Consider the following 25,465-nt stretch of genomic DNA (forward strand, 5'->3'; position numbering starts at 1 on the left):
ACGCACCAGGCTGGTGAATCGACCGCCCACAGCGGGCAACGGGGCCGGTGGGCCAAACCCATATCACTATTATTTTGATAGCTTCATGCGCTTTACCCATAAGCGCCAGCGGCCTATTTCACTCCAACCTTCCGCAGCACCATCCACTGGCACGGCCATTGCTTGAATCCGGGGGCGGCCACTGCAGGCCGCACGGCGCACCCTCTCCAACGGCGGAGCGGGCCGCCAGGACGAAGGCGTCCCCACGTGCGTGCCAGGCCCAGCCCGGCGCGCCGTGCGGACGCCTTTTTTTCGTGGGTACCGGGCCGCATGGCCCGCTGGGCGGAGGGTGACGGCAATGGCAAGCAAACGACTGCGGCTGGTGATGGTGGGCAACGGCATGGCCGGCGTGCGCACGCTGGAGGAACTGCTGAAGATCGCGCCCGGGCTGTACGACATCACCGTCTTCGGCGCCGAGCCGCACCCCAACTACAACCGCATCCTGCTGTCGCCGGTGCTGGCCGGCGAGCAGACGCTGGACGACATCGTGCTCAACGGCTGGGAGTGGTATGCGCAGCACGGCATCACGCTGCATGCCGGCTGCCAGGTGCACACGGTGGACCGCGCGCGCCGCGTGGTGCACGGCACCGACGCGGCGGGCCAGGCCATCGAGACGCCCTATGACCGGCTCATTCTCGCCACCGGATCCGACCCGTTCATCCTGCCCGTACCGGGCCGCGCCCTGGAAGGCGTACTGGCTTACCGCGACATCGCCGACACGCAGGCCATGATCGATGCGGCCGCCCGCTACCGCGAGGCCGTGGTGATCGGCGGTGGGCTGTTGGGGCTGGAGGCCGCCAGCGGCCTGATGCAGCGTGGCATGCAGGTCACCGTGGTGCATGCCGGCGGCTGGCTGCTCGACCGCCAGCTCGACGCCGCAGCGGGCGCGCTGCTGCAGCGCTCGCTGGAGCAGCGCGGCATGCGGTTTCAACTGGAAGGCCAAACGGAGGCACTGGTCGGCGACGGCGACGCCGCGGACACGGGCCGCGTGCGCGCCGTGCGCCTGCAGGACGGCACCGAGCTGCCCGCGCAGCTGGTGGTGATGGCCGTAGGCATCCGCCCCCGCACCGCGCTGGCCCGGCAAATGCGCCTGCACGTGGAGCGCGGCATCGTCGTCAACGACACGCTGCAGACCGTGACCGACCCGCGCATCTACGCCGTGGGCGAATGCGCCCAGCACCGCGGCATCGCCTACGGGCTGGTGGCGCCGCTGTTCGAGCAGGGCCGCGTGCTGGCCAGCCACCTGGCCGAATGGGGCATCGGCCGCTACCAGGGTTCGCGCCTGTCGGCCAAGCTCAAGGTGACGGGCATCGACCTGTTCTCCGCCGGCAACGTGCAGGGTGGCGACGGCACCGAGGAGATCGTCGTGCGCGACCCGGCCGGCGGCGTCTACAAGAAGCTGGTGCTGCAGGACGGGCGCCTGGTAGGCGCCTGCCTGTACGGCGACACGGCCGACGGCAGCTGGTACTTCCGCCTGCTGCGCGAGGGACTGGCCGTGGAAGGCCTGCGCGAGCAGCTGATGTTCGGCGAGCCGCCCACCCCGGCCGGCACGGCCCTGCAGCCAGCGGCCCGGGAGGCCGCATGAACCACGACGCCACCTCCTGCCGCCCGGCGGCACAACGCCGCGCCTGGCTGGCGCAGGCCGGCGCCCTCGCCTGCGGCCTGGCGCTGCCGGCCACCGCCGCCCGCGCCCAGGTCAGCGACCTGAACGATGCCATCAACAAGGCCGGCCGACAGCGCATGCTGAGCCAGCGCATGGGCAAGGCCTGGCTGGCGCTGGCCCATGGGGTGGAGACGGCCGGCGCGCGCCAGGTGCTGAAGCGCTCCATCGCCCTGTTCGAGCGCCAGCTCGACGAGCTGCAGGCCTTTGCCCCGCGCCCGGACATCCGCGCCACCTATGCCGAGCTGGGCACGGCCTGGGCCCGCTACCAGGCCGCGCTCACCCGGGGCGCCCCCGCCGCGGCCGACGCCGCGGCGCTGCTGCAGGCCGACGCGCGCGTGCTGTCCCTGGCGCACCAAGGCACCGTGCAGTACGAAGCGGAGCAGGCCCAGCCGGTGGGCCGGCTGGTGAACATCGCCGGCCGCCAGCGCATGCTGAGCCAGCGCATGGCCAAGTTCTGCCTGGCGGCTGCGCTGGGCGTGGACGCCGCCGCCGCGCAGGCCGAGATCGCGCAGGCACGCACCGAGTTCCTGCAGGCCATGCAGACGCTGCGCCAGGCGCCCCAGGCCACCGACCGCATCCGCGGCGCGCTGCAGATGGCTGACGCGCAGTGGGTGTTCTTCGACGCCGCGCTGGGCCGGCTGCAGGGCGGCGACGGCCCGCGCGGCATGGGCACCCGTGCGCTGTCGGAAGTGTTCGTCGCCAGCGAACACCTGCTCACGGTGATGGACCAGGTCACCGGGCTGTACGCCGCCGTGAAGGCGTAGCGGAATAGCTACACATTGAATAGCTGGATGCGCTTTCTGGACAAGCGCTACAGGCCGAAAACACCATAAACCCCGCCATGCAAGAAACCCGTTCCACCTGCCCCTACTGCGGCGTCGGCTGCGGCGTTCTCATCGCCACGGAAGGCACGCAGATCACCGGCGTGCGCGGCGACCCGGAGCACCCGGCCAACTTCGGGCGGCTGTGCACCAAGGGCTCCACGCTGCACCTCACCGCCACGCAGCAGGTCACGCTGCAGACCCGCCTGCTGCAGCCGCAGTGGCGCACGGCACGCGGCCAGGCGCCCCAGCCCATGGATTGGGACACGGGCCCTGGACACAGCGGCGCAGCGCTTCGCCGACACCATCGCCCGCCACGGCCCCGACGCCGTGGGCTTCTACCTGTCGGGCCAGTTGCTGACCGAGGACTACTACGCCTTCAACAAGCTGGCCAAGGGCCTGATCGGCACCAACAACATCGACACCAACTCGCGCCTGTGCATGAGCAGCGCCGTGGCCGGCTACAAGGCCACGCTGGGCGCCGACGCGCCGCCCGCCTGCTACGACGACGTGAACCACGCGCAGTGCCTGTTCATCGTGGGCAGCAACACGGCCTGGGCGCACCCCATCCTGTTTCGCCGCATCGAGGACGCGCGGGCCGCCAACCCCCAGCTGAAGATCGTCGTGGCCGACCCGCGCCGCACGGACACCGCCGCTATGGCCGACCTGTTCCTGCCGCTGCTGCCCGGCAGCGACGTGATGCTGTTCCACGCCATGCTGCACGTGATGCTGCGCGAGGGCTGGGTGGACCGCGGCTACATCGCACGCCACACGCAGGGCTTCGACGCACTGGAGGCCCTGGTGGCCGACTGCACGCCCGCGCGCGCCGCGGCGGTGTGCGGCCTGCCGGCGGAGGACATCGTTACCGCGGCGCGGTGGTTCGCCGGCGTGGACGGCAGCGCAAACGGTGGCGGCGCTGCCCGTGCTCCCGCGCTCAGCCTGTACTGCCAGGGCCTGAACCAGAGCACCAGCGGCACCGCCAAGAACGCCGCGCTCATCAACCTGCACCTGGCCACGGGGCAGATCGGCCGACCCGGCGCCGGGCCGTTCTCGCTCACCGGCCAGCCCAATGCCATGGGCGGACGCGAGGTGGGTGGCATGGCCAACCTGCTGTCGGGCCACCGCGACCTGGGCAACGCACAGCACCGCGCCGAGGTGGCCGCGCTCTGGGGCGTGGCCGACGTGCCCGCCCGCCCGGGCAAGACGGCGGTGGAGATGTTCCAGGCCGCGGCCGACGGCGAGATCAAGGCGCTGTGGATCGCCTGCACCAACCCCGCGCAGAGCCTGCCCGACCAGGCCACCGTGCGCCGCGCGCTGGAACGTGCCGAGTTCGTCGTCGTGCAGGAGGCCTTCGCCACCACCGCCACGGCGCAGTACGCCGATCTGCTGCTGCCGGCCACCAGCTGGGGCGAAAAGACCGGCACCGTCACCAACAGCGAGCGCCGCATCTCCCGCGTGCGCCCCGCCGTGCCCGCGCCCGGGGCCGCACGCCACGACTGGGCGGCAGCGGTGGACTTCGCCCAGCGCCTGCAGGCCCGGCTGCGGGCCCCCGGTTCGGCCGACCTCTTCCCCTACCCGCTGGACGACGCAGAAGCCGGCGCCGAGGCCCTCTGGAACGAGCACCGCGCCAACACGCAGGGGCGCGACCTGGACATCACCGGCCTGTCGTGGCCGCTGCTGGAGGCGCGCGGCCCGCAGCAATGGCCCTGGCCCGCTGGACAGGCCCAGGGCACGGCGCGCCTGTACGCCGACGGCGTCTTCCCCACGTCCGACGGCCGCGCCCGCTTCGCGGCCCAGCCCTGGCAGCCCGTGGCCGAGCCCTGCGATGCGGACTATCCCTTCGCCCTCACCACCGGCCGCCTGCGCGACCAATGGCACGGCATGAGCCGCACCGGCACCCTGGGCCGGCTCTTCGGCCACGCGGCCGAACCCGCCGTGCAGCTGCATCCAGACGACATGGCCGCCCTGCGGGTGGCCGACGGCGATCTGGTGCGCCTGGACAGCCGCCGGGGCACCCTGGCCCTGCCGGTGCAGCCCGATGCCGGCGTGGCGCGCGGCCAGGCCTTCCTGCCCATGCACTGGGGCAGCGAATTCCTGATGGGCCGCGGCGCGGACGGCCGGCCTCTGGGCGGCGTCAACACGCTCACCAACCCGGCCTACTGCCCCGGCTCGCGCCAGCCCGAACTCAAGCACACCGCCGTGCGCATCGCCCGCGCGGGTGACTGGGCCTGGCACCTGCTGGCGCTGGCCTGGCTGCCTCAGGACAGCGCGCACACCACGCGCACGGCGTTGGCGGCGGTGCTGGCCGAGCTGCCCTACGCCCATTGCGTGCCCTTCGCCAACGCGGCCGGCCGCACCGGCGTGCTGCTGCGCGGAGCGGCCCCCAGCGCACCGACGTCTGGCCTGATCGAACGCATCGAAGGCCTGCTGGACCTGGCCGGCGAAGACACGCTGCGCTACGCCGACACCGCCCGCGGCCAGCACCGCGCCATGCGGCTGGCCGTGGACCCGGGCGGCCAGGCCACGCTGGAGGCCCTGCTGCTGGGCGGCGACGCCCGGGCCGGCGCCTGGCTGCGCACGCTGCTGCTGGACGCCCTGCCCGTGCAGAGCTACGGCCGCCTGCTGCTGCGCCCCGGCAGCGAGGCGCCGGTCGCGGTGGTATCGCGCGGCAAGCCGGTGTGCGTGTGCCTGGACGTGACCGACACCGCCATTGAAGCGCAGCTGGCGCAATGCCACGGCGACGATGCCGACCGGCTGGCCCAGCTGCAGGGCGCACTGCGCTGCGGCACGCAGTGCGGCTCGTGCGTGCCGCAGCTGCGGCGCATGGTGCGGCATTCGCTGTCCGCACAGCCCGCCTGACGCTTCTGCCGTCACGCTCCACCACACGGATATAACGGCTGGTTATCAAAGATCCGGGACAATATGCACCCTCTGTTTCCCGCTTCCCATTTCGCACATTGCCCATGGCCATCAGCCACTACCTGAAAGAGATCGGCCGCGGCGCGCGCGGCGCCAAGGCGCTCAGCCGCGAGCAGGCGGCCGACCTGTTCGGCCAGGTGCTCGACGGCCAGGTGACCGACCTGGAGATCGGCGCTTTCTGCATCGCCATGCGCATCAAGGGCGAGACGGCCGAAGAGATGTGCGGCTTTCTGGACGCAGTGCACGCCCGCATCGCGCGCGTGTCCGGCGGCGCGCCGGGCTGCCCGGTCATCGTGCTGCCCAGCTACAACGGCGCGCGCAAGCTGCCGGTGCTCACCCCACTGCTGGCCCTGCTGCTGGCCCGCGAAGGCCTGCCCGTGCTGCTGCACGGCATGCGCACCGAGGCCCGCCGCATTCTGGCGTCCGACGTGCTGGAAGCGCTTGGCGTGCCTGCGCTGGATGCTCCTCAGGCCATAGCACCCGGGCAGGTTGCGCACCTGCGCACCGAATTGCTGCATGCCGGCCTGGCACGCCTGCTGGCGGTGCGCGAGGTGGTGGGATTGCGCAATCCCGGGCACAGCGTGACCAAGCTGCTCAACCCGTGCGCGGGCCCGGCGCTGGTGGTCACCAGCTTCACGCATCCGGAGTACTTCGACATGCTCTGCAACACCTTCACCACGCTGCGGCTGAACGCCTTGCTCTCGCGCGGACTCGAAGGGGAAGTGGCCGCCGATCCGCGGCGCACGCCGCGCTACGACGCCTTCCTGCAGGGCACGCACCGCGTGGTGCAGGAGCAGCAGCCCGGCACCGCCGCAGACGTGCCCGGCCTGCCCACCGAGATCGACGTACAGACCACCGCCGCCTACACGCGCCGCGTGCTGGACGGCGACCTGCCCGTGCCGCCCGCGCTGGCCCGGCAGGTGGAACACATCTTGCAATTGAGCACGCAGACCACTGCGGAGACAACCCCATGAACGGCACCACCGACTCTCACTCCTCCACCCCGGGCACACCTGCCGGCAATGCACTGCGCGGCAGCTGCACGCTGGTGGGCGCCGGGCCGGGCGACCCGGAGCTGCTCACCATCAAGGCCCTGAAGGCCTTGCAGGCGGCCACCGTGCTGCTGGTCGATGACCTGGTGAGCGACGAGATCGTGGCGCTGGCCGCGCCAGGTGCGCGCGTCGTGCACGTGGGCAAACGCGGCGGATGCAAGAGCACGCCGCAGGCCTTCATCGAAAAGCTCATGGTCATGGCCGTGAACGAGGGCGAGAACGTCGTGCGCCTCAAGGGCGGCGACCCGTTCATCTTCGGCCGCGGCGGCGAGGAGGTCGAGCACCTGCGCGCGGCCGGCATCGAGGTCACGGTCATCAACGGCATCACCGCCGGGCTGGCCGGCATGACGCTGCTGGGCACGCCGCTCACGCACCGCGAGCACGCCCACGGCGTGGTCTTCGTCACCGGCCACGCCAAGCCCGGCGACGCCGGCACCGACTGGCGCCAGCTCGCGGCCACGGCCCGCGATGCCCGCCTGACGCTGGTGATCTACATGGGCGTGAGCAGCGCGGCGCACATCCAGCAGGAACTGCTCACCGGCCTGCCGCCCAGCACGCCGGTGGTGGTGATCCAGCACGTGAGCCTGCCGCACCAGCGCCATGCGCTCACCACGCTGGGCGAGCTGTGCCACACCATCGAGCGCGAGCAGTTGGGCAGCCCCTCGGTGATCGTGATCGGCGACGTGGTCCGCGGCGTGGCCGCGGCGCAGGCGCCCGGCGCCCTGCCGTTGATGAGGCACGCGGCGGGCTGACCCCGCCACCTCGGCACGCGGCTTGCAAGAGGCCAGGTACCGCCGCAGCGACTGCATCAGGAACCCCATGGCCACCCCACTCCGCACCAGCCCCATCTCCCTCGTGAACCTGGCCGCGCGGCAGCGCATGCTGTCGCAGCGCATGGTGCTGCAGACCATGCTCGCCACGCAGGGCAGCGAACCGCACCTGAAGGCCGCGCGCCAGTCCCTCGCCCTGTTCACGCAAAGCCAGGCCTCCCTGGTGGACACGCCCCGCACGCTGGATGCCGAGAGCGCCCAGGCGGTCCGCCAGGCCTACCACGGCCCTGCGGGTGTGGCGGCCACCATCGACGCCTTCGCCCGCCAGGTCGCCACCACGCTGGACCTGGCCGAACACCACAGCCCCCGCGCCGCAGCGGCCCTGGCCACGCTGGTGGAAAGCGTGGACGGCGCGCTGGAGGCCCTCAACACCGCCACCACCGCGTTCGACGTGTCCAGCAAGGCCCGTTCGGACGCGATGATGCAGGAGCTGAGCCACATCGTGGCTTCCATCCAGACCGTGGCGCGCGAGGCCAAGGTGGTGAGCTTCAACGCCCAGGTGATGGCCGCGCGGGCCGGCCAGCATGGGCGCGAATTCGCCGTGGTGGCCAATGTGCTGTCGGGCATCACGCATGAGATCGACAGCCTGTCCCTGCAGGCCGTGTCGCTGGCCGGGCGCAGCCGCGCAGCGGTCTGAACGCCAAGTCCGGGGCCAGGGCCCCGTCAGCCATCCAGGGAAGGGCTCAGGCCGCGGCCTGGCCGGCCGCCTCCAGCCGCACCTGCTCGAAACGCGCCGCCTGCTCCTTGCGCAGCTCCTTGCGCAGCAGCGCGGCCGCCCAGCGGCGGCGCTCGTCCGGCGTGGAGGGCGACAGCTGCGGCACGGCCGTCGGCTTGCGCGCCTCGTCCACGGCCACCATGGTGAAGAAGCAGCTGTTCACGTGCCGCACGATCTGCGTGCGGATCTCCTCGGCCACCACCTTGATGCCGACCTCCATCGACGAATGGCCGGTGTAGTTCACGCTGGCCAGGAAGGTCACCAGTTCGCCCACGTGGATGGGCTGCAGGAAGGTGACCTGGTCCACGCTGAGGGTGACGGCATAGCAGCCCGAATAGCGGGCCGCACAGGCGTAGGCCACCTGGTCGAGCAGCTTGAGCACGGCCCCGCCGTGCACGTTGCCCGAGAAGTTGGCCATGTCGGGAGACATCAGCACGGTCATGCTGAGCTGGTGCGCGGGAATATTCATTGTCATGCATCAATTTTAGGAGCGCCCGCCTGAGGTAGGCATGCTTGATGCTGCTTCGCTACACTCGCGCCTCATCTTTCCGCGGGATGGACCCACGCATGCTCGACAAACTCAACGAATTCACCGCCAGCCATGGCGAACTGCGCCCCGGCAAGGGCAAGATTTCCGGCGTGATCGCGCTCTCGCTGGGCATCCTGTGCTTTCTGGGGGTGCTGGCCTTCCACTTCCCGCAGTACCTGACCACGCCGGAGCTGCGCAAGGCCTACAACGTCGATGTGATCCGCATGATCATGCTCGCCGCGCTGGTCGTCGCGGGCGGGCTGTCGCTGGTCAACATCCTGTTCAACCGCTCGCGCTGGCTGTCCTCGGCCGCTTTCCTGCTCGTGGTGTCTTCCGCCATGCTGGGCGGCCACAAGGTGCCCGTGCACGACTTCGCCGACAACACGCCCTACATCGGGCTGGACTGGTTCATCCTGGACCTGCTGGGCAGCGCACTGATCTTCATCTTCATCGAGAAGCTGTTCGCCCACCGCAAAGACCAGCCCATCTTCCGCGCCGAATGGCAGTGCGACTTCCACCACTTCATCGTCAACCACATGGTGGTGGGCTTCGTGCTGCTGGCCACCAACCTGATGGTGCACAAGTTCTTCGGCTGGGCGGCCAACGACGGCATCCGCGGCTGGGTGCAGGGCCTGAACTTCTGGGTGGCGCTGTTCCTCATCATCCTGGTGGCCGATCTGGTGCAGTACTGGACGCACCGCGCCTACCACGAAGTGCCCACGCTCTGGCGCCTGCACGCCGTGCACCACAGCGTCAAAAGCATGGACTGGATGGCCGGCTCGCGCCAGCACATACTGGAGCTGCTCATCACCCGCACGCTGGTGCTCGCGCCCATCTACGTGCTGGGCTTCAGCAAGGAAGTGATCGATGCCTACATCGTCATCGTCGGCTTCCAGGCGGTGTTCAACCATGCCAACGTGAGCGTGCGCCTGGGCCCGCTGCGCTACCTGATCGTCACGCCCAACTTCCACCACTGGCACCACAGCCAGGACGACGCCGCGCTGGACCGCAACTACGCGGCGCACTTCGCCTTCCTCGACTACCTCTTCGGCACGGCCGTGAAGAGCGACGAGCTGTGGCCCAAGGACTATGGCGTGAAGGGCGACTACGTGCCCAACGGCTTCGTACAGCAGCTGAAGTTTCCGTTCACCTGGAAGGGCTGAGCGCCGCGGCGGACGGAATGCCGCCTCCCGTGCGCACGATCGCAGTTACGAACGATTGGCATTTAACGCTACCATCGCTCCCCTGAACCAGCCACGCCGTGCCCTCTCGTTGCAGCGCAGCCAGCCAGGTTGACCGCTTTCAACGCCCTGAGGAGCCACCCATGTCATCGCACAGCCTGCGCGGCCCGGCCGATCCGCCCCATCCGGCAAGCCGCTGGTATGCCAGCCACCACACCTGGCTGGTGGGCTGGCTGCACCGCAAGATCGGCTGCCCGCACGGCGCGGCCGACCTGGCGCAAGACACCTTCCTGCGGCTGCTGACTGCGCGGCCGATCGACCATGTGGCCGAGCCCCGGGCCTTCCTGACCACGGTCGCAAAGCGGGTGCTGTTCACCCACTGGCGCCGGCATGCGCTGGAGCAGGCGTATCTGCAGGCCCTGGCCGAACTGCCGCAGGCCACCGCGCCGTCGGTCGAAGACATGGCGTTGCTGCAAGAGGCGCTGCAGGCCATCGACCACCGCCTGAACGGCTTGCCGGGCAAGGTCCGGCAGGCGTTTCTGCTGCACCGCATCGACGAGATGACGCATGTGCAGATTGCCGCCGCCATGGGTGTGTCGGTGGCCAGCGTGGAGCGCTACGTGAAGCAGGCGTACCTGCACTGCTGCCGGCAGGACGGCGACGCCCACGCCCCATGAGCCCCCGCGTGCCCCCCGCCGCAGCCGACGACTGCATGGAAGCCGCCGTGGACTGGCAGGTGCGGCTGACCTCCGGCAACGCCTCGGCCGCCGACCGCGAAGCCCTCGCCCGCTGGCGCCAGGCCGATGCTCGCCACGAGGCCGCGTGGCAGCACGTGCAAGGGGTGCTGGCCGAGCCGGTGCGGCAGATCCACCGCATCGACCAGCACCACCCCGGGCAGTTGCCTGCCGTGCACCGCAGCCTCGACACGGCGCCCTCGCCGGCCGGGCGCCAGCGCAGGCGCATCGTGGGCGGCACCGCCCTGCTGCTGGTGGCCGGCGCCGTCGGGTACGCATCGCACCGCAGCCAACCGCTCCGTGATCTGCTGGCCGACGTGCACACAGGCACCGCAGAGACGCGGCACACCGTGCTGCCCGACGGCAGCGGCCTGGAGCTGAACGCGCGCAGCGCCGTGGACATCCGCTTCACCGCCGAACGCCGCCTGGTGACCCTGCGTGCAGGCGAGCTGCTGGTGCAGGTGGCGCGCGACCCGGCCGCCGATGCGCTGGCCCGGCCCTTCGTCGTGCAGAGCCGGCACGGCACAGCGCAGGCCCTGGGCACCCGCTACCTGGTGCGCGAGGAGGCCGACCGCAGTCTGGTCGTGGTGTTGGAGCACAGCGTCATGCTGCAGACCGGCGACGGCGTGCAGCAGCTCTTGCGCGAGGGCGAAGCCGCCTGGATGGACGGCCAGCGCATCGAGCGGGCCGCACAGCGCATGGCGCACCGCGCCGCGTGGGCCGAAGGCGTTCTGGATGTGCGCGACGAGTCCCTGGGCGAGGTCGTCGCGGCCCTGCGGCCCTGGCGCAAGGGGCTGCTGCGCATCAGCCCTGCGGCCGCGCGGTTGCGGGTGTTCGGCGTGTTCCGGCTGGGCGACACGCAAGGAGCGTTGCAGGTACTGGTGGACACTCAGCCCATCACCGTGACCACCTATGGCCCGATGCTGACCTTGATCGACCTGGATCCGGCGCAGCGAGCTGCAAGGCGTTGAAGACAGGCTTCGGGCAGATCCGGAAGAGAGCCTGGTGACCGACCGGGAGCCCGTCAGAAAAAAATGAACGGGTTTTGAGGGGTTTTGCCCGGCTCGTTCGACAGGGGAAGAACGCCTTCCTCCAACGCTCCGCACAGGAACCCGATCCCATGCCACACACCACCCTTCGCCCGCGCCTGCTGGGAGCGGCATTGGCCGCTGCCCTGGGCAGCGCCAGCTTCGCGCAGACCGCCACGACCGCTACGACCGCCGCGCCCTCCGAAGGCACACGTGCCAGCCCTGCCCAGGCGGCGCAGCACTGGGATCTGCCCGCCGGCCCGCTGGGCGACACCCTGGCCCGCATCGCGCGCCAGAGCGGCGGGGTGCTCTCCGCCGACCCGGCCCTGCTGCGCGGCAAGACGGCGCCCGCGGTGCGTGGCAGCTTCGGTAGCGAAGAGGCCGCGCAGCGCGCCCTGGCGGGCTCGGGCCTGGAGCTGCGGCGCCTGGGGGGCAACGCCCTCACCGTGCTGCCAGCCAGCGCACCGGCCGGGCCGGCGCCGGCCCCTGCCGGCAGTTCGGCCGCCGAGCGCAGCCTGGGCACCGTGACGGTGGAAGGCTCGCGCGACCCCAACCTGCTGTACCAGCCCTTCGCGGGCGGGCAGGTCGCCAAGGGCGCGCGCCTGGGTGCCCTGGGCAACACCGCGTTGCTGGACTCGCCCTTCGCCATCAGCGGCTACACCGAGCAGGCCGCGCGCGACGCGCAGGCCCGGCGTCTCATCGACGTGCTGGCGGTGGATCCGGCCGTGCGCTCCACCAACTCCGAGAGCCACGCCGTCGATGTGTTCTTCCTGCGCGGCCTGCCCATGCTGAGCCAGGACATCTCCTTCAACGAAACCTTTGCGGTGGTGGATGCGCGGCGTATCGCGGTGGAACAGTTCGAGCGCATCGAAGTCCTCAAGGGCCCCAGCGCGCTGCTGAACGGCATCGGGCCCAACAGCTCCACCACGGGCGGCACCATCAACCTGGTGCCCAAGCGCGGCACCGACGTGCCGCTGACCCGCCTGACCCTGTCGGGTACGTCCCATGGCCAGATGGGTGCGCACTTGGATGCCGGGCGCCGCTTCGGTCCCGACAACCAGTGGGGCGTACGCGTGAATGCAGCCACCCGCGATGGCGGCACCACCGGCGTGCACGACGAGAAGGTGGGCACCGACCACCTCTCGGCCGCGCTCGATTACGCGGGCGAGAGGCTGCGTGCCAGCCTGGACGTGGCCCAGAACCGCCGCCACTACGACGGCTTTCCGCAGTTCATGCGCTTCAACGAAGGCTTTGCGCTGCCCTCGCCTCCTTTGACGACCCACACCTACAGCCAGTCGTGGGACCGCAGCGACACCAAAAGCTCGGCCGCGGTGTCGCGCATCGAGTACGACCTGACGCCCGACTCCACCGTTTTCGGCGTGCTGGGCGGCGTCAACTACGAAGAGTCCAACGTGAATGCGGGCAACCCCCGCATCACCTCGGCCAGCGGCAACTTCAGCGCCCAGCCCAGCATCTTCAAGACCGAATCGCAGCTACGCTCATCCGAACTGGGCTGGCGCACGCGCTTTGCCACCGGCCCCGTCAAGCACCGCGTCGTGCTGGGCTATTCGCGCGTCACCGGCGTGGGGCAAAGCCTGAGCCAGCCCATGGGCCGCGCGCTCGCCAGCAACCTGTACAACCCCGTCTTCATCGACCAGCCCGCGCTGCCCACCGGCGGCAGGCTGCTGCGCTTTCAGGATACCAAGTCCGAGAGCCTGGCGCTGATGGACTCCCTGCACCTGCTGGATGAGCGCCTGCACCTGATCGCCGGTCTGCGCTACCAGAAGCTGGACATCGGCGAGTTCGCCGCGGGTGTGGAGCAGCGCCGCTTCGAGCAGAGCGCCACGGCGCCTTCGCTCGGTGCCAGCTTCAAGCTGATGCCCACTTTGTCGATCTACGCCAACTACGCCGAAGGCCTGTCGCAAGGCCCCGTGGCGCCGGGCTCGACCGCCAACGTCGGCCAGGTGTTTCCGCCGTTCAAGGGCAAACAGATCGAGACGGGCGTGAAATACGACGCCGGCCCGTTCGGCGCCAGTGCCTCGCTGTTCCAGATCCGGCAGCCCGTGTCGTTCGTGAACGGCTCGAACTTCCTGGTGGTCGACGGCGAGCTGCGCAACCGGGGCCTGGAGTTCTCGGTGTACGGCGAAGTGGCGAAGAGCGTGCGCCTGAATGCGGGCCTGGCGCTGTTCGATGCCGTGCAGTCCAAGACCCTGAACGGCGCCAACGACGGCAAGAAGGCCATCGGCGTGCCCGACTACAGCCTGGTGCTGAGTGGCGAGTGGGACCTGGCCCCCGTACCCGGCCTGACGCTCACCGGCCGCTACACCAAGGTCGCCAGCCAGGTCGCGAGCGCCAACAACGCGCAGCGCATTCCCGGCTACGACAGCTACGACCTGGGCCTGCGCTACGCCACGCGCCTGGCCGGCAAGGCCACCGTCTTCCGGCTCACCGTGGAGAACGTGGCGGACTCGTCGCACTGGTTGGCGGTGCGCACCGGCTTCCTCACGCGCAGCACGCCCCGCACCGCACTGTTCTCGGTCAGCACCGATTTCTGACCACGGCGGCGCCCGCCCGCGCCCCCAGGGCGCGCGGGCTACGCCAGCCCCGGTGGCCGGGCAGCCCGGGCGAAGGCGGCACAATCGCCTCCTTTCGCGCTACCCCACCCCACACCGTGCCGACACTTTCCTCCTTCGACGCCGTCATCATCGGAGCCGGCGCGGCCGGCCTTTTCTGCGCCGCCCAGGCGGGCCAGCGCGGCCTGAAGGTGCTGCTGATCGACCACGCCGAGAAGGTGGCCGAGAAGATCCGCATCTCGGGCGGCGGGCGCTGCAACTTCACCAACCGCGACCTGGACGTGCGCGCGCCGCACAAGCACTTCGTGGGGCAGAACCCGCAGTTCGCGCGCTCGGCCCTCTCGCGCTACACGCCGGCGGACTTCATCGCGCTGATGGACCGCCACGGCATCGCGCACCACGAGAAGCACAAGGGCCAGCTGTTTGCCGACCGGTCGGCCGAGGACATCATCCAGATGCTGCTGGCCGAGTGCGCGGAGGGTGGCGTGGAGCGCTGGCAGCCCTGCAGCGTGAAAAAAATAGCCTTTTCGACCTCCAGCGCAGATGCAGCAAGCGCAAGCAGCTATCAAATCGATACCGATCGCGGTCCGGTGCAGGCGCGCAGCCTGGTCATCGCCACGGGCGGACTGTCGATCCCGAAGATCGGCGCCACCGACTTCGGCTACCGGCTGGCGCAGCAGTTCGGCATTCCGCTCATCGAGCGGCGCCCAGGACTGGTGCCGCTCACCTTCGACGGCGAAGGCTGGGCGCCGTATGCGCAACTGGCGGGCCTGGCCTTGCCGGTCGAGATCAGCACCGGGATGCATCACAGCCCCCACGCTCCGCCGCTGAGCGGGTCGCTGCCCCCCGAGGGGGCCGTTTCTGCCTCGGGGCGGCCCAGCGGCAGAAAGAAAGACCGCATGGCCTTTCTGGAGGATCTGCTGTTCACACACCGCGGGCTCTCCGGTCCGGCCGTGCTGCAGATCTCCAGCTACTGGCAACCGGGTACGCCGCTGTCCATCGACCTGGCGCCGGGCAAGGACATCGCCGACGCACTGGCGCAGGGCAAGGCCCGCTCCCGCAAGCTCATCGCCAACGAACTCGCCGCGCATGTACCCAGCCGCCTGGCCGATGCCTGGGCCCAGCAAAGCCCCGATTGGCAGCGCCCCATCAACGAAGCGGCCGACAAGGCCCTGGCGCGCCTGGCCGAGCAGTTCACGCGCTGGCAGCTCACCCCCACCGGCACCGAGGGCTACAAGAAGGCCGAGGTGACGCTGGGCGGCGTGGACACGCGCGCGCTGTCGCAGCAGACGATGGAAGCCAAGGCGCAGCCGGGCCTGTACTTCATCGGCGAGGTCGTCGACATCACCGGCTGGCTGGGCGGCTACAACTTCCAATGGGCCTGGGCCAGCGCCTTCGCCTGCGCGCAGGCCCTGCCCGGCGCCTGAACGGGCCTGCTCAGCCGCCGGCCACTTCGGCCCAGCGGGCGTGGCCCAGCCCGTCGCGCAAGGCCACGGCGCCGCGCGGCGTGATCGACAGGGCCCGGGTGCCCGTGCCGCGCAGCAGCCAGCCGCTGTCCAGACTGTGCTGGCAGATCAGCGCGCCCAGCCGGCCCGCCAGGTGCGGGCGGCGCTCGCTCCAGTCCAGGCACGGGCGGCACTGCGGGCGCTTGCCGGCCTGGCCGGCCGCCATGGCAGCGGCCCCGATGTCGATGCCCAGGCGCTGCAGCACGCTGCCGGCGCGGTCCGTCACCTGGGCGGCCCCCTCGCCATCGAACACCACGGCGCCTTCTTCCAGCAAATGGCCCGCGAGGGCCACGCCCAGCCGCCCCGCCAGGTGGTCGTAGCAGGTGCGGGCCAGGCGCAGGGCCGCATCGCGCGGGCCGACCACCACCCGGCGCGGAGCAGCCTGCGATGAGGCCGACGGCACGGCCAGCTGCATCAGCCCCTCCAGCACGCGCGCCACCTCGGGCGAGGCCAGTCGGTGGTAGCGGTGGCGGCCCTGCCGCTCCACCTGCAGCAGCTGCGCCTCGACCAGCAGGCCCAGATGCCGGCTGGCCGTGGCCGGCGTGATGTGCGCGGCATCGGCCAGTTCGCAGGCCGTGAGCGCGCGGCCGTCCATCAGGGCCATCAGCATGGCCGTGCGGGCCGGCTCGCCCACCAGGGCGGCCACGTGCGCGATGCGGTTGGTGTTCATGCCCTGCAGTGTGCGGCAACTGCCGGCCGCCACGCTTCGTTCTGCAGCGAAGCATGGCCGCGCTGCGGCGGGGCACGATCACCGCCATGCTGCATCCGTCGTCTCCTCCCGCCCTCCCCGCGCCCCGCTTCCACGGCACCGCCGTCGTCCATGCGGCCTTCGTGATCGCGCTCTTCGGCTGGGGGGTGGGGTTCTACGGCCCCCCCATCTTTCTGTACGCCGTGGCTGCGCGCACCGGCTGGCCCCTCGCCCTGGTGTCGGCCGCCGTCACCCTGCACTTCCTGTGGGGCGCCGCCGTGGTGGCCTGCCTGCCCCGCCTGCACGCCCGCTGGGGCCTGCCGGCCGTCACGGTCGCGGGCACCGCGGCGCTGGCGCTGGGCGTGGCCGGATGGGCGCACGCGCAGCAGCCCTGGCAACTGGCTGCGGCGGCCCTGCTGAGCGGCGGAGGCTGGGTCACCATCGGAGCGGCGGGCATCAATGCCATGGTGTCGCCGTGGTTCGTGCAGCACCGTGTGGCCGCGCTGTCCCGGGCTTACAACGGCGCCAGCATCGGGGGCATGGTGTTTTCGCCGCTGTGGGGCGCCTTGATCGCGCGGTGGGGTTTTGCCACGGCAGCCTGGGTGGTGGGCGCGTGCATGGTGCTCACCATCGCGGTGCTTGCGCGCCGCGTGCTCGCGCCCACACCGGCCGCGCTGGGCCAGCAGGCCGATGGCAGCGGCGCGCCTGCGGCACCCGCTGCGCGGCGGGCCGCAGCGCCGGCCGCCGTCTGGGCGCCGCTGGCAGGCCGCGCGCTGTGGGCCGAGCGCCGCTTCCAGACCCTGGCCGCCGCCATGGCGCTGGGGCTGTTCGCGCAGATCGGCCTGGTCGCGCACCTGTACACCTTGCTGGTCCCGCACCTCGGCCCGCAGGGCGCTGGATGGGCCATGGCGCTGGCCACGGCCTGCGCACTGGGAGGCCGGGCGCTGGCTGCCCGGTGCCTGCGCTCGGTGGGCGACCGGCGGGCCGTGGCCTGCATCAGCTATGGGGTGCAGATGGCCGGCTCGCTCGTGCTGCTGGCCGCGCCGGGTGACGGGCCCGCACTGTGGCTGGGCCTGGTGCTGTTCGGCGCCGGGATCGGCAATGCCACCTCGCTGCCGCCGCTGGTGGCGCAGACGGACTTCGCCGCGCAGGACGTGGCGCGCGTCGTCGCCCTCATCGTGGCGCTGTCGCAGGCGCTGTACGCACTCGCGCCCATGGCCTTTGCGTTGCTGCTGGGCGCCAGCACAGGCACGGCACCGTTCTTCGCCGCTGCGGCGCTGCTGCAGCTCATCGCCCTCGTGCTGCTGTGGAGCGGGCGCACGAAGGGCATGGACGTCTAGATCGCCCGCATTCCTTCACCTTACCCACAGGAGCCCTGCATGACCCTCACCTGCTTCATCCGCTACGAGATCGACCCCTTCCAGCTCGACGCCTTCCGTGCCTACGCCGAACACTGGGGCAGCATCATCCCGCGCTGCGGCGGACACCTGGTGGGCTACTTCGTGCCCAGCGAAGGTACCAACTACGAAGCCTGGGGCTTGATCGCCTTCGACAGCCTGGCCGCGTACGAGGCCTACCGCGTGCGCCTGCGCGCCGATCCGGAGGGACGGGCCAACTTCGAGCGGGCGCAGCGCCAGCGCTTCATCCTGCACGAGGAGCGCACCTTCACCGAAGTGGTGGAAGGCACCTTCCAGCGGCCGGCCCAGTCCATCGCCCCTGCGGAGGTGTCGTCATGATCGCGGTCATCTTCGAGGTGCTGCCCAGCGAGGCCGGCCGGGCCGAGTACCTGCAGACGGCCGCCGAGCTGCGCGGGCAACTGGAGCAGATCGACGGCTTCGTCTCGGTCGAGCGGTTCGAGAGCCTGGGCCAGCCCGGCAAGCTGCTGTCGCTCTCGTTCTGGCGCGACGAGGCCGCCGTGGCCCGCTGGCGCGCGCTGCCTGAGCACCGCAGCGCCCAGTCCGCGGGCCGTGTCGGCGTGTTTGCCGACTACCGCCTGCGCGTGGCCGAGGTGCTGCGCGACTACGGCCTGCACGCCCGGCAGGAGGCGCCGCCGGACGCGCGCAACTACCACGGTTGATGCGGCCGGGCCCAGCATGCCTTGCCTGCCGTTTACAGGCCGCTATAATGTCGGGCTTTGCTGGCAAACCTCCGTCGGCCAATACTAGTTATAGACGGGGAAACCGCTATGTACGTCCTGAGGGCCCGATCTCCCGCAAGACCTCTGCAGGCACCATTTGGAAACCATTAGCTAATGACCACCATCCGTGTAAAAGAGAACGAACCCTTTGACGTGGCACTGCGCCGCTTCAAGCGCACCATCGAAAAGCTGGGCCTGCTGACCGACCTGCGCGCCCGCGAGTTCTACGAAAAGCCCACTGCTGAGCGCAAGCGCAAGAAGGCTGCCGCCGTCAAGCGCCACTACAAGCGCGTGCGCAGCATGCAGCTGCCCAAGAAGCTGTACTGAGTACCGCTTCCGGTTGAGCCCTCTTAGGAGGACCGCCGCAAAACCCGCGCTAGGGACGCCAAGCGCGGGTTTTCGTTTTTTCGGGTCTGCCAAAAGGCTTTCTGGCGTCGTTGCAACACCTTGTCGTAGCCACACTACTGCCTGCGGCGTTGACGCCTAGCCAGAAAGCCTTTTGGCAGACCCTCTGTCTCGTTTGCCTGATTAAAAAAGGAAGCCGCCATGAGCCTCAAGGACCAGATCACCGAAGACATGAAGACCGCCATGCGCGCCAAGGACAGCGAGCGCCTGGGTACCATCCGCCTGCTGCAGGCCGCGATGAAGCAGAAGGAAGTGGACGAGCGCGTCACACTGGACGACGCGGCCATCGTCGCCATCGTGGACAAGCTGATCAAGCAGCGCAAGGACTCGATCACCGCCTTCGAAGGCGCGGGCCGCCAGGATCTGGCCGACAAGGAAAAGGCCGAGATGGCCGTGCTGCAGGCCTACCTGCCCGAGCGCATGTCGGCCGAGGAAACGCAGGCCGCCGTGAAGGCTATCGTGGCCGAGCTGGGCGCCGCGGGCCCCGGCGACATGGGCAAGGTGATGGGCGTGGTCAAGACGCGCCTGGCCGGCAAGGCCGACATGGGCCAGGTCTCGGCCGCCGTCAAGGCCGCGCTGGCGGGCTGAACGCCCCTCGCCCGGCCGCCGGCCCGGCGCACGGTTGCGCGAAACGCGCTTCGAACGCGCCCCGTCGGTCGTTCGCTACCAAAAACAGAGCTGCTTGCGCTTGCTCCGCAATGATTTCAGGGTCATAAAACTTCGAAATCCAAGAGGTATAAGCGCAGGCAGCTTCGTTTTCGATAGCACCTTTCACGCACCGGCCGCGCCCGGGATCCCAGCCGCAGCGGGGTCCAGCCCGCTCTCGCGGAACCACTCCTGCAGAAACTCCACGCCCACGCGCACCTTGGCCGAGCGCTCCAGCCGCGTGGGGTACACGGCCCAGATGTTGGCCTCCTGCTGCCAGTCGGGCAGCACGCGCACCAGCCGTCCGGAGGCCAGCTCCGGCCCCACATCCCACAGCGAGCGCAGCACGATGCCGCGCCCATCCGCCGCCCACTGCACGGCCATCTCGCCGTTGTTGGCCGACAGCGGGCCGCGCACCTTCACCGTCTCGTCCACCGCGCCGCTGCGCAGCCGCCAGACGCCGAAGGGGTGGTCGCGCTCCTTGATCACCAGGCAGTCGTGGCTGGCCAGGTCGGCCACCGTGCGCGGTGCTCCCTTGCGCGCCAGGTAGGCCGGCGCGGCGCACAGCACGCGGTGGTTGTCGGCCAGGCGGCGGGCGATGAGGTGCGGCGCGATCTCGTCGCCCACGCGGATGTCCAGATCGAAGCCCTCGCCCGCCACATCCACCAGGCGGTCGAACACCTCCAGCCGCACCTGCAGGCCCGGATGCCGCTCCACCAGCCGCGACAGCGCGGGCGCCACCACGCGCCGCCCGAAGCCGAAGCTGCAGCTCACCCGCAGCAGGCCCCGCGGCTCGCGGCGGGTGACGGCCACCTCCTGCAGCAGCTGGTCCACGTCGTCCAGGATGCGCAGCGCCCAGTGGAAGACGCGCTCGCCCTCCTCCGTCACCGCCACGCGCCGCGTCGTGCGGTGCAGCAGCTTCACGGCCAGGTCGTCCTCCAGCAGGCGGATGCGCTTGCTGACGTAGGCGGGCGAGGCGCCCAGCTCGGTGGCCGCCTCGGCAAAGCTGGCCTTGCGGACCACGACGGTGAAGACGCGCAGGTCTTCGGTGGCGGGCGATTTATGCACGTTGTGTGAACAATGGAACCACAGTGGGCGCATTGTAGGGCGCGGCGTGTTCGCGCAACAATGCGCCATCCGCAGCCGTTGCAAGGGCCTCCCCGGCCCCGCGGCATGTCGTCCACCCCTACTTTTTCAGTTCAGGAGATCTCATGTCCCGTACCTACCAAATCGCCGTGCTGGCCGGCGACGGCATCGGCAAGGAAGTGATGCCCGAAGGCCTGCGCGCGCTGGAAGCCGCCGCGCGCCGCTTCGGCATCCCGCTCGCATTCAAGCACTTCGAATGGGCCAGCTGCGACTACTACGCCGCCCACGGCAAGATGATGCCGGACGACTGGAAGGCCCAGCTCTCGGGCATGGACGCGATCTTCTTCGGCGCCGTCGGCTGGCCCGCCACCGTGCCCGACCACGTGTCGCTGTGGGGCTCGCTGCTCAAGTTCCGCCGCGAGTTCGACCAGTACATCAACCTGCGTCCCGTGCGCCTGTTCGAGGGCGTGCCCTGCCCGCTGGCCGGCCGCAAGCCCGGCGACATCGACTACTACGTGGTGCGCGAGAACACCGAGGGCGAGTACACGTCGCTCGGCGGCATCATGTACGAAGGCACGGACCGCGAGATCGTGATCCAGGAATCGGTCTACTCGCGCCACGGCGCCAACCGCCTGCTGAAGTACGCCTTCGAGCTGGCCAACAGCCGCGCCAGAAAGCACGTCACGCTGGCCACCAAGAGCAACGGCATCGCCATTAGCATGCCCTGGTGGGACCAGCGCGCCGAAGAGGTCGCCAAGGACTACCCCGAGGTCGCGCTGGACAAGCAGCACATCGACATCCTCACGGCCCGTTTCGTGCTGCAGCCGGGCCGCTTCGACGTGGTGGCCGCCACCAACCTGTTCGGTGACATCCTGTCCGACCTGGGGCCCGCCACCACCGGCACTATCGGCCTGGCACCGTCCGCCAACCTGAACCCGGACCGCACCTTCCCCAGCCTGTTCGAGCCGGTGCACGGCTCGGCGCCGGACATCTACGGTAAGAACATCGCCAACCCGATCGCCATGGTCTGGTCGGGTGCGCTGATGCTGGACTTCCTCACCCAGGGCCAGGGCGCGGGCCGGCAGGCGCACGATGCGATCGTTGCGGCGATCGAGGAAGTCATCAAGAGCGGTCCGAAGACGCCGGACCTGGGCGGCACGGCCAACACCACGCAGGTGGGCGAAGCCATCGCGGCCGCCATCGCCGCGGCCTGACCAAGCGCTGCACCGTCGATAGACGCCGCGCAGCATGGTCGGCCGTCAACGGCCGGTCATCTTGCAACAGGCGCAACGGCGGCTCCGGCGCTCGGGCGCTGGCGGGGCTCAGCCCTTGCCGGGCGCCACAGGCCGCCCCGACAACGGGTGCTCGATGCGGCCATCGCCATGGCTGGCCACCACCTCGGCGATCACCACCTGGTAGCCCGCCAGCCAATCAGCCTGTCGCGCCTTGGCGGCGAGGTGGTCCGGGTGGTGCATCAGCACCTGCAGCGACGCCAGCGAATCCCAGTAGTAGACGTTGGACACCCGCCCCGTGGCCGGGTTCTCCCAGCTTTCCTCGCCCAGATACCCCGGAAGCGCCCTCGCGATGCCGGCGATGGTGTCGTCCAGGGCATGGAACGCGGCATCGTAGTTGCCGGGTGCGAAGGTAAACGTGGCGGTGACGATGCGGGGGGCGCCATCAACGGGCTTGCGCGCCGCCATCTCAGCCCGCCTCCTGCATGGCCTGGGCCATCGCGTGATGACCCCGCGCCTGCAGCGCGTCGGCCGCCCCCGTGCGATCGCGGGGCGCCTTGTTCTGGCTGAGCTTGGCCTTGCCCACCAGCGAGGTCACGGCGATCTCGATGCCGACGATGTGCGCCAGCAGTTCGTCCACGAAACCCGGCGCAGCATCCCCCATCTTCCAGGGCAAGGGTTCGCCGGCCTCGTGGCGCTGCGTGAGGCGGGCGATGACGCGGCGCACGAAGCGAGCGTCCTCGTGCACGGTCAGCAGGCCGTGCGCGTGCACCACCTCGTAGTTCCATGTGGGCACCTGGCGATGCGCCTTGTGCTTGCTCGGGTACCAGCTGGGCGAGATATAGGCCTCGGCCCCGCGGAAGACGACCATCACCGGGGCTCCGCCGGCGCAGCGCTGCCACACCGGATTGGCACGGGCCACATGGGCGCGCAGCGTGCCGTGCGGGCCTTCGTCCGCGTCGAACAGGAAGGGGATGTGGTCCGCATCCAGCCCACCGTCGGCCTGGTGCGTGACCAGCATGCCCAGCGGATGGGTGTGGACGACGCGGGCGAGCGCCTCGGGGTCGGTAACGGAAAAATGGGCGGGGATGTACATCGTGTGGGGCTCACGCAGACGCAGCGCGCGGGCTGCACAGCCTGCACTGTCGCGCACCACCGGCACAATGGGAAGGTCCAGTTTGAAGGGATTTCCATGGGCCAGTTGTTTCCGCAGCCCACCGCCCCGCGGGCTTCCGGTGCCGGCCGCCGCATCTACGGCCTGCTGCGCGCCCAGATCGCCGACGGCACGCTGCCGGGCGGCGCTCGGGCTCCGTCCACCCGGGCGCTGGCCGCAGAGCTGGGTGTGTCGCGCACGACCGTCACGGCGGCCTACGAGCAACTCGCGGCGGAAGGCTTTCTCGTCACGGCGCCTGGCCGAGCGGCCCGCATCGCCGGCCACCGAGGGCCGCAGCGCTCTGGCCTTCCCCCGGCGGCAGCAGCAGCAGCAACGCAGCCGAGTGCGCCGGCCCTGTCGGCCTACGGCCGCCGTGTGCGCGATGCCGTGCTGTCCGCCCTGCCGCCGTCGGCACCGGCGCGCTACGACTTTCTCTACGGCGCGGTGGCCGGGCGCGACTTCCCGGCGCTGGCGTGGCGCCGCGCCTGGCAGGCAGGCCTGCTGCGCCCGCAGCCGGCTCTGTACTACGCACCGCCCGAAGGCGACCCCGCCCTCCGCCGGGCGCTGCAGGGCTATCTCCGGCGCGCGCGGGGCATCACCTGCGATGCGCAGCAGATCCTCATCGTGCATGGCTCGCAGCAGGCCATCGACCTGTGCGCACGCCTGCTGCTGGACGCAGGCGACGCCTTCGCCTTCGAAGATCCCGGCTACCTGATGGCGCGGCGCAGCTGCGAGGCCACCGGCGCGCGCCTCCATCCGGTGCCGGTGGACGCGCTGGGCCTGGACACCGCGCACCTGCCCGAGGGCGATCCGCGCGTGCGCCTGGCCTATGTGACGCCCTCGCACCAGTTCCCGCTGGGCGGCGTGCTGCCCATCGGCCGCCGCATGGAGCTGCTGGCCTGGGCGCGGCGCTGCGGCGCATGGATCCTGGAGGACGACTACGACGGCGAATTCCGCTACGGCCAGCGGCCCATCGACGCCCTGCAATCCATCGACACCGAGGGGCGCGTGATCTATGCAGGCACCTTCTCCAAGGCCTTGTCGCCGCAGATCCGGCTGGGCTACCTGGTGCTGCCGCCGGCGCTGGTGCCCGTGTTCCGCCAGGCCAAGCGGCTGGCCGATCGGCATGCGCCGGTGCTGGAGCAGCAGGCGCTGGCCGCCTTCATCGACAGCGGCCAGTACGAGCGCCACGTGCGCCGCATGCGCCGGACGCATGAGCGCCGCCGTGCCGCGCTGGAGGAGGCCGTCGCGCGGCACCTGCCCGCAGGCGCACAGATCGCCGGCACGGCGGCCGGACTGCACGCGGTGCTGTGGCTGCCCTTCCTGTGGCCGCGGCACGAGGCCCTGGTGGCCGACGCAGCCCGCAGCGAAGGCGTGGGTGTCTATCCGCTCTCACCGCTCTTCGCTCGCGAACCCACGCAGCCGCCGCGACCGGCCGGGCTGATCCTGGGCTACGCCAGCCTTTCGCCCGAGGAGATCGCCCAGGGGGTGGAGATCCTCGGGCGCTGCGTGGCCGCCGTGGCGCGGCAGCAAGGCTGATGCCGCCCCCCCCCGCAACGGGTGGCGTGTGTCAGCGCGCCACCTCGTGCAGGCATTCGACCAGCGCGGCCGTCACCGGCGTGATGGCCTGCCCACGCAGCGTGATCAGTCCCACGGGCGGCAGTTCGATGGGCACAGGCAGGCGCACCACGGCCAGCATGCCCTGCGCGGCCCAGTGGCGGGCCACCGTGCGCGCCATGAAGGCCACCGCGCCGCGCTGGTGCAGGAAGGTGATCTGCGACAGGAACGAGGCCGACTCGACGATGTCGGCCGGCGGGTGCAGTCCGTGCGCGAAGAACTGCTGCTCCAGCTTGACGCGCAGCGAGGCCCATGGCGGCGGCAGCACACAGGGCTGCGCGGCCAGGTCGGCCCAGGTGGCGCGGCGCTTGCGCGCCAGGGGGTGGTCCGGCCGCACCACGGCCACCATCGGGTCCGCGTAGAGCGCCTCGGTCTCCAGGTCGGGCGAGGCATAGCCGGGCTCCAGCCGGCCGACGAACAGATCCAGCTCGCCCAGGCGCAGCTTGGGCAGCAGGCGCGTGAGGTCGCCTTCCTCGATCAGCACCGTGGTGTCGCGCGAGCGGGCCTTGAGCCGTTCCACCGCCTGTGCCAGCAGCACCGGCGTGGCGGCCACCATGGCGCCCACGCTGGTGCGGCCGCTGGCGCCGCTGGCCTGCGCGGCGATCTCGTCGCGCGTGCGCTCGTAGCCCGCCAGCACCGAGCGCGCGAAGCGCACCACGCTCGCGCCAGCGGCCGTGGGCTCGGTGCCGCGCGTGGAGCGCTCGAACAGCGGCTGGCCGAACATGCGCTCGATCTCCGCCAACGTCTTGGAAACGGCCGGTTGCGTGACGGACAAAAATTCCGACGCGCGCCCCAGGTGGCGGAACTGGTCCAGCGCCACCAGCAACTGCAGATGGCGCAGCTTGAGGTTGGAGCGCAGCACCCGGTCGATCTTGCTCATGGCATCGTTCCTTCTTTCATAACCTGCTGGCAA

General features: G+C 70.6%; 23 protein-coding genes and 1 pseudogene. 18 read left to right on the top strand and 6 right to left on the bottom strand.

What is annotated here, in order from left to right; genetic code table 11:
* Nucleotides 1-337 precede the first annotated feature (337 nt).
* From QE399_RS17980 to QE399_RS18005, 6 genes and pseudogenes are all read left to right on the top strand, one after another.
* The gene (locus QE399_RS17980; RefSeq protein ID WP_405043890.1) at nucleotides 338-1,624 is read left to right on the top strand and encodes an NAD(P)/FAD-dependent oxidoreductase; all 1,287 of its coding nucleotides are present in this window, start codon (nucleotides 338-340) and stop codon (nucleotides 1,622-1,624) included.
* Complete coding sequence (locus QE399_RS17985) at nucleotides 1,621-2,466, top strand: type IV pili methyl-accepting chemotaxis transducer N-terminal domain-containing protein (protein ID WP_309830891.1); 846 nt, start codon at nucleotides 1,621-1,623, stop codon at nucleotides 2,464-2,466. The genes QE399_RS17980 and QE399_RS17985 overlap by 4 nt, the downstream gene beginning before the upstream one ends.
* 77 nt (nucleotides 2,467-2,543) lie before the next feature.
* Nucleotides 2,544-5,382, top strand: a pseudogene (locus tag QE399_RS17990) (nitrate reductase).
* Between the two features lie 104 nt (nucleotides 5,383-5,486).
* Nucleotides 5,487-6,416, top strand: coding sequence for a DNA-binding protein YbiB (gene ybiB / locus QE399_RS17995; protein WP_309830893.1), 930 nt, complete (start codon nucleotides 5,487-5,489; stop codon nucleotides 6,414-6,416).
* Nucleotides 6,413-7,246 carry a uroporphyrinogen-III C-methyltransferase gene (gene cobA / locus QE399_RS18000; protein ID WP_309830894.1) on the top strand — a complete coding sequence of 278 codons (834 nt, stop codon included), beginning with the start codon at nucleotides 6,413-6,415 and terminating at the stop codon, nucleotides 7,244-7,246. Before ybiB ends, cobA begins: the two co-directional genes overlap by 4 nt.
* Before the next feature lie 67 nt (nucleotides 7,247-7,313).
* Nucleotides 7,314-7,961: a type IV pili methyl-accepting chemotaxis transducer N-terminal domain-containing protein gene (locus tag QE399_RS18005; RefSeq protein WP_309830896.1), complete on the top strand. Its 648-nt coding sequence runs from the start codon at nucleotides 7,314-7,316 to the stop codon at nucleotides 7,959-7,961.
* A gap of 46 nt (nucleotides 7,962-8,007) precedes the next feature.
* On the opposite strand, the gene QE399_RS18010 is transcribed toward QE399_RS18005, so the two are convergent.
* Nucleotides 8,008-8,508: an acyl-CoA thioesterase gene (locus tag QE399_RS18010; protein ID WP_309832177.1), complete on the bottom strand. Its 501-nt coding sequence runs from the start codon at nucleotides 8,506-8,508 to the stop codon at nucleotides 8,008-8,010.
* Nucleotides 8,509-8,606: 98 nt separating this feature from the next.
* Here QE399_RS18010 and QE399_RS18015 point away from each other — a divergent pair, with 98 nt between their 5' ends.
* The 5 genes from QE399_RS18015 to QE399_RS18035 all read left to right on the top strand — a co-directional run bounded on the left by QE399_RS18015 (nucleotide 8,607) and on the right by QE399_RS18035 (nucleotide 15,511).
* Entirely contained in the window at nucleotides 8,607-9,731 is a 1,125-nt protein-coding gene (locus tag QE399_RS18015) for a sterol desaturase family protein (RefSeq protein WP_309830898.1), read from the top strand.
* Between the two features lie 161 nt (nucleotides 9,732-9,892).
* Nucleotides 9,893-10,426, top strand: a complete 534-nt coding sequence (locus tag QE399_RS18020) for a sigma-70 family RNA polymerase sigma factor (RefSeq protein ID WP_309830899.1) — start codon at nucleotides 9,893-9,895, stop codon at nucleotides 10,424-10,426.
* Nucleotides 10,423-11,454 (top strand): FecR family protein, encoded by a 1,032-nt coding sequence (locus QE399_RS18025; RefSeq protein ID WP_309830901.1) that lies wholly within the window; start codon nucleotides 10,423-10,425, stop codon nucleotides 11,452-11,454. The genes QE399_RS18020 and QE399_RS18025 overlap by 4 nt, the downstream gene beginning before the upstream one ends.
* A 149-nt stretch (nucleotides 11,455-11,603) precedes the next feature.
* Nucleotides 11,604-14,066: a TonB-dependent siderophore receptor gene (locus tag QE399_RS18030; RefSeq protein WP_309830903.1), complete on the top strand. Its 2,463-nt coding sequence runs from the start codon at nucleotides 11,604-11,606 to the stop codon at nucleotides 14,064-14,066.
* A 116-nt stretch (nucleotides 14,067-14,182) separates the two neighbouring features.
* On the top strand, nucleotides 14,183-15,511 hold the full coding sequence (locus tag QE399_RS18035; RefSeq protein ID WP_309830905.1) for a BaiN/RdsA family NAD(P)/FAD-dependent oxidoreductase: 1,329 nt from the start codon (nucleotides 14,183-14,185) through the stop codon (nucleotides 15,509-15,511).
* Between the two features lie 10 nt (nucleotides 15,512-15,521).
* On the opposite strand, the gene QE399_RS18040 is transcribed toward QE399_RS18035, so the two are convergent.
* On the bottom strand, nucleotides 15,522-16,259 hold the full coding sequence (locus QE399_RS18040) for an ArsR/SmtB family transcription factor (RefSeq protein ID WP_309830906.1): 738 nt from the start codon (nucleotides 16,257-16,259) through the stop codon (nucleotides 15,522-15,524).
* Between the two features lie 86 nt (nucleotides 16,260-16,345).
* On the opposite strand from QE399_RS18040, the gene QE399_RS18045 reads away from it, so the two are divergent.
* The 5 genes from QE399_RS18045 (at nucleotide 16,346) to QE399_RS18065 (ending at nucleotide 19,407) form a co-directional block, all read left to right on the top strand.
* Nucleotides 16,346-17,617: an MFS transporter gene (locus QE399_RS18045; protein WP_309832179.1), complete on the top strand. Its 1,272-nt coding sequence runs from the start codon at nucleotides 16,346-16,348 to the stop codon at nucleotides 17,615-17,617.
* Nucleotides 17,618-17,656: 39 nt separating this feature from the next.
* Nucleotides 17,657-18,013: an NIPSNAP family protein gene (locus QE399_RS18050; RefSeq protein ID WP_309830908.1), complete on the top strand. Its 357-nt coding sequence runs from the start codon at nucleotides 17,657-17,659 to the stop codon at nucleotides 18,011-18,013.
* Nucleotides 18,010-18,354, top strand: a complete 345-nt coding sequence (locus tag QE399_RS18055; protein ID WP_309830910.1) for an antibiotic biosynthesis monooxygenase family protein — start codon at nucleotides 18,010-18,012, stop codon at nucleotides 18,352-18,354. Before QE399_RS18050 ends, QE399_RS18055 begins: the two co-directional genes overlap by 4 nt.
* Nucleotides 18,355-18,528: 174 nt before the next feature.
* The gene (rpsU, locus tag QE399_RS18060; RefSeq protein ID WP_007833691.1) at nucleotides 18,529-18,741 is read left to right on the top strand and encodes a 30S ribosomal protein S21; all 213 of its coding nucleotides are present in this window, start codon (nucleotides 18,529-18,531) and stop codon (nucleotides 18,739-18,741) included.
* Nucleotides 18,742-18,960: 219 nt separating this feature from the next.
* Nucleotides 18,961-19,407, top strand: coding sequence for a GatB/YqeY domain-containing protein (locus QE399_RS18065; protein ID WP_309830912.1), 447 nt, complete (start codon nucleotides 18,961-18,963; stop codon nucleotides 19,405-19,407).
* A gap of 183 nt (nucleotides 19,408-19,590) precedes the next feature.
* On the opposite strand, the gene QE399_RS18070 is transcribed toward QE399_RS18065, so the two are convergent.
* A complete protein-coding gene (locus QE399_RS18070) occupies nucleotides 19,591-20,565 on the bottom strand; it encodes a LysR substrate-binding domain-containing protein (protein WP_405043896.1) in 975 nt (324 codons plus the stop codon).
* A 110-nt stretch (nucleotides 20,566-20,675) separates the two neighbouring features.
* On the opposite strand from QE399_RS18070, the gene QE399_RS18075 reads away from it, so the two are divergent.
* The gene (locus tag QE399_RS18075; protein WP_309830917.1) at nucleotides 20,676-21,764 is read left to right on the top strand and encodes a tartrate dehydrogenase; all 1,089 of its coding nucleotides are present in this window, start codon (nucleotides 20,676-20,678) and stop codon (nucleotides 21,762-21,764) included.
* Between the two features lie 108 nt (nucleotides 21,765-21,872).
* On the opposite strand, the gene QE399_RS18080 is transcribed toward QE399_RS18075, so the two are convergent.
* Nucleotides 21,873-22,214, bottom strand: a complete 342-nt coding sequence (locus tag QE399_RS18080; protein ID WP_309832181.1) for an antibiotic biosynthesis monooxygenase family protein — start codon at nucleotides 22,212-22,214, stop codon at nucleotides 21,873-21,875.
* A 37-nt stretch (nucleotides 22,215-22,251) separates the two neighbouring features.
* On the bottom strand, nucleotides 22,252-22,878 hold the full coding sequence (locus tag QE399_RS18085; protein ID WP_309830919.1) for an FMN-binding negative transcriptional regulator: 627 nt from the start codon (nucleotides 22,876-22,878) through the stop codon (nucleotides 22,252-22,254).
* 96 nt (nucleotides 22,879-22,974) lie between these two features.
* On the opposite strand from QE399_RS18085, the gene pdxR reads away from it, so the two are divergent.
* A complete protein-coding gene (pdxR, locus tag QE399_RS18090) occupies nucleotides 22,975-24,474 on the top strand; it encodes a MocR-like pyridoxine biosynthesis transcription factor PdxR (RefSeq protein ID WP_309830921.1) in 1,500 nt (499 codons plus the stop codon).
* A 31-nt stretch (nucleotides 24,475-24,505) separates the two neighbouring features.
* Here the strand turns inward: pdxR and QE399_RS18095 are convergent, their stop codons facing one another.
* Nucleotides 24,506-25,432 carry a LysR substrate-binding domain-containing protein gene (locus QE399_RS18095; RefSeq protein ID WP_309830923.1) on the bottom strand — a complete coding sequence of 309 codons (927 nt, stop codon included), beginning with the start codon at nucleotides 25,430-25,432 and terminating at the stop codon, nucleotides 24,506-24,508.
* Nucleotides 25,433-25,465: the final 33 nt, after the last annotated feature.

Origin of the sequence: Paracidovorax wautersii (assembly GCF_031453675.1) — a bacterium.
Classification (GTDB): domain Bacteria; phylum Pseudomonadota; class Gammaproteobacteria; order Burkholderiales; family Burkholderiaceae_C; genus Paracidovorax.

Excerpts from the sequence above, each read along its gene's own strand:
- rpsU (WP_007833691.1), top strand. The coding sequence starts at position 18,529 with ATGACCACCATCCGTGTAAAAGAGAACGAACCCTTTGACGTGGCACTG.
- QE399_RS18050 (WP_309830908.1), top strand. The coding sequence starts at position 17,657 with ATGACCCTCACCTGCTTCATCCGCTACGAGATCGACCCCTTCCAGCTC.
- QE399_RS17985 (WP_309830891.1), top strand. The coding sequence starts at position 1,621 with ATGAACCACGACGCCACCTCCTGCCGCCCGGCGGCACAACGCCGCGCC.
- QE399_RS18040 (WP_309830906.1), bottom strand. The coding sequence starts at position 16,259 with ATGAACACCAACCGCATCGCGCACGTGGCCGCCCTGGTGGGCGAGCCG.
- ybiB (WP_309830893.1), top strand. The coding sequence starts at position 5,487 with ATGGCCATCAGCCACTACCTGAAAGAGATCGGCCGCGGCGCGCGCGGC.
- QE399_RS18065 (WP_309830912.1), top strand. The coding sequence starts at position 18,961 with ATGAGCCTCAAGGACCAGATCACCGAAGACATGAAGACCGCCATGCGC.
- QE399_RS18025 (WP_309830901.1), top strand. The coding sequence starts at position 10,423 with ATGAGCCCCCGCGTGCCCCCCGCCGCAGCCGACGACTGCATGGAAGCC.
- QE399_RS18015 (WP_309830898.1), top strand. The coding sequence starts at position 8,607 with ATGCTCGACAAACTCAACGAATTCACCGCCAGCCATGGCGAACTGCGC.
- QE399_RS18020 (WP_309830899.1), top strand. The coding sequence starts at position 9,893 with ATGTCATCGCACAGCCTGCGCGGCCCGGCCGATCCGCCCCATCCGGCA.
- QE399_RS18045 (WP_309832179.1), top strand. The coding sequence starts at position 16,346 with ATGCTGCATCCGTCGTCTCCTCCCGCCCTCCCCGCGCCCCGCTTCCAC.
- QE399_RS18055 (WP_309830910.1), top strand. The coding sequence starts at position 18,010 with ATGATCGCGGTCATCTTCGAGGTGCTGCCCAGCGAGGCCGGCCGGGCC.
- QE399_RS17980 (WP_405043890.1), top strand. The coding sequence starts at position 338 with ATGGCAAGCAAACGACTGCGGCTGGTGATGGTGGGCAACGGCATGGCC.
- pdxR (WP_309830921.1), top strand. The coding sequence starts at position 22,975 with ATGGGCCAGTTGTTTCCGCAGCCCACCGCCCCGCGGGCTTCCGGTGCC.
- QE399_RS18030 (WP_309830903.1), top strand. The coding sequence starts at position 11,604 with ATGCCACACACCACCCTTCGCCCGCGCCTGCTGGGAGCGGCATTGGCC.
- QE399_RS18070 (WP_405043896.1), bottom strand. The coding sequence starts at position 20,565 with ATGCGCCCACTGTGGTTCCATTGTTCACACAACGTGCATAAATCGCCC.
- cobA (WP_309830894.1), top strand. The coding sequence starts at position 6,413 with ATGAACGGCACCACCGACTCTCACTCCTCCACCCCGGGCACACCTGCC.
- QE399_RS18010 (WP_309832177.1), bottom strand. The coding sequence starts at position 8,508 with ATGAATATTCCCGCGCACCAGCTCAGCATGACCGTGCTGATGTCTCCC.
- QE399_RS18095 (WP_309830923.1), bottom strand. The coding sequence starts at position 25,432 with ATGAGCAAGATCGACCGGGTGCTGCGCTCCAACCTCAAGCTGCGCCAT.
- QE399_RS18075 (WP_309830917.1), top strand. The coding sequence starts at position 20,676 with ATGTCCCGTACCTACCAAATCGCCGTGCTGGCCGGCGACGGCATCGGC.
- QE399_RS18085 (WP_309830919.1), bottom strand. The coding sequence starts at position 22,878 with ATGTACATCCCCGCCCATTTTTCCGTTACCGACCCCGAGGCGCTCGCC.
- QE399_RS18005 (WP_309830896.1), top strand. The coding sequence starts at position 7,314 with ATGGCCACCCCACTCCGCACCAGCCCCATCTCCCTCGTGAACCTGGCC.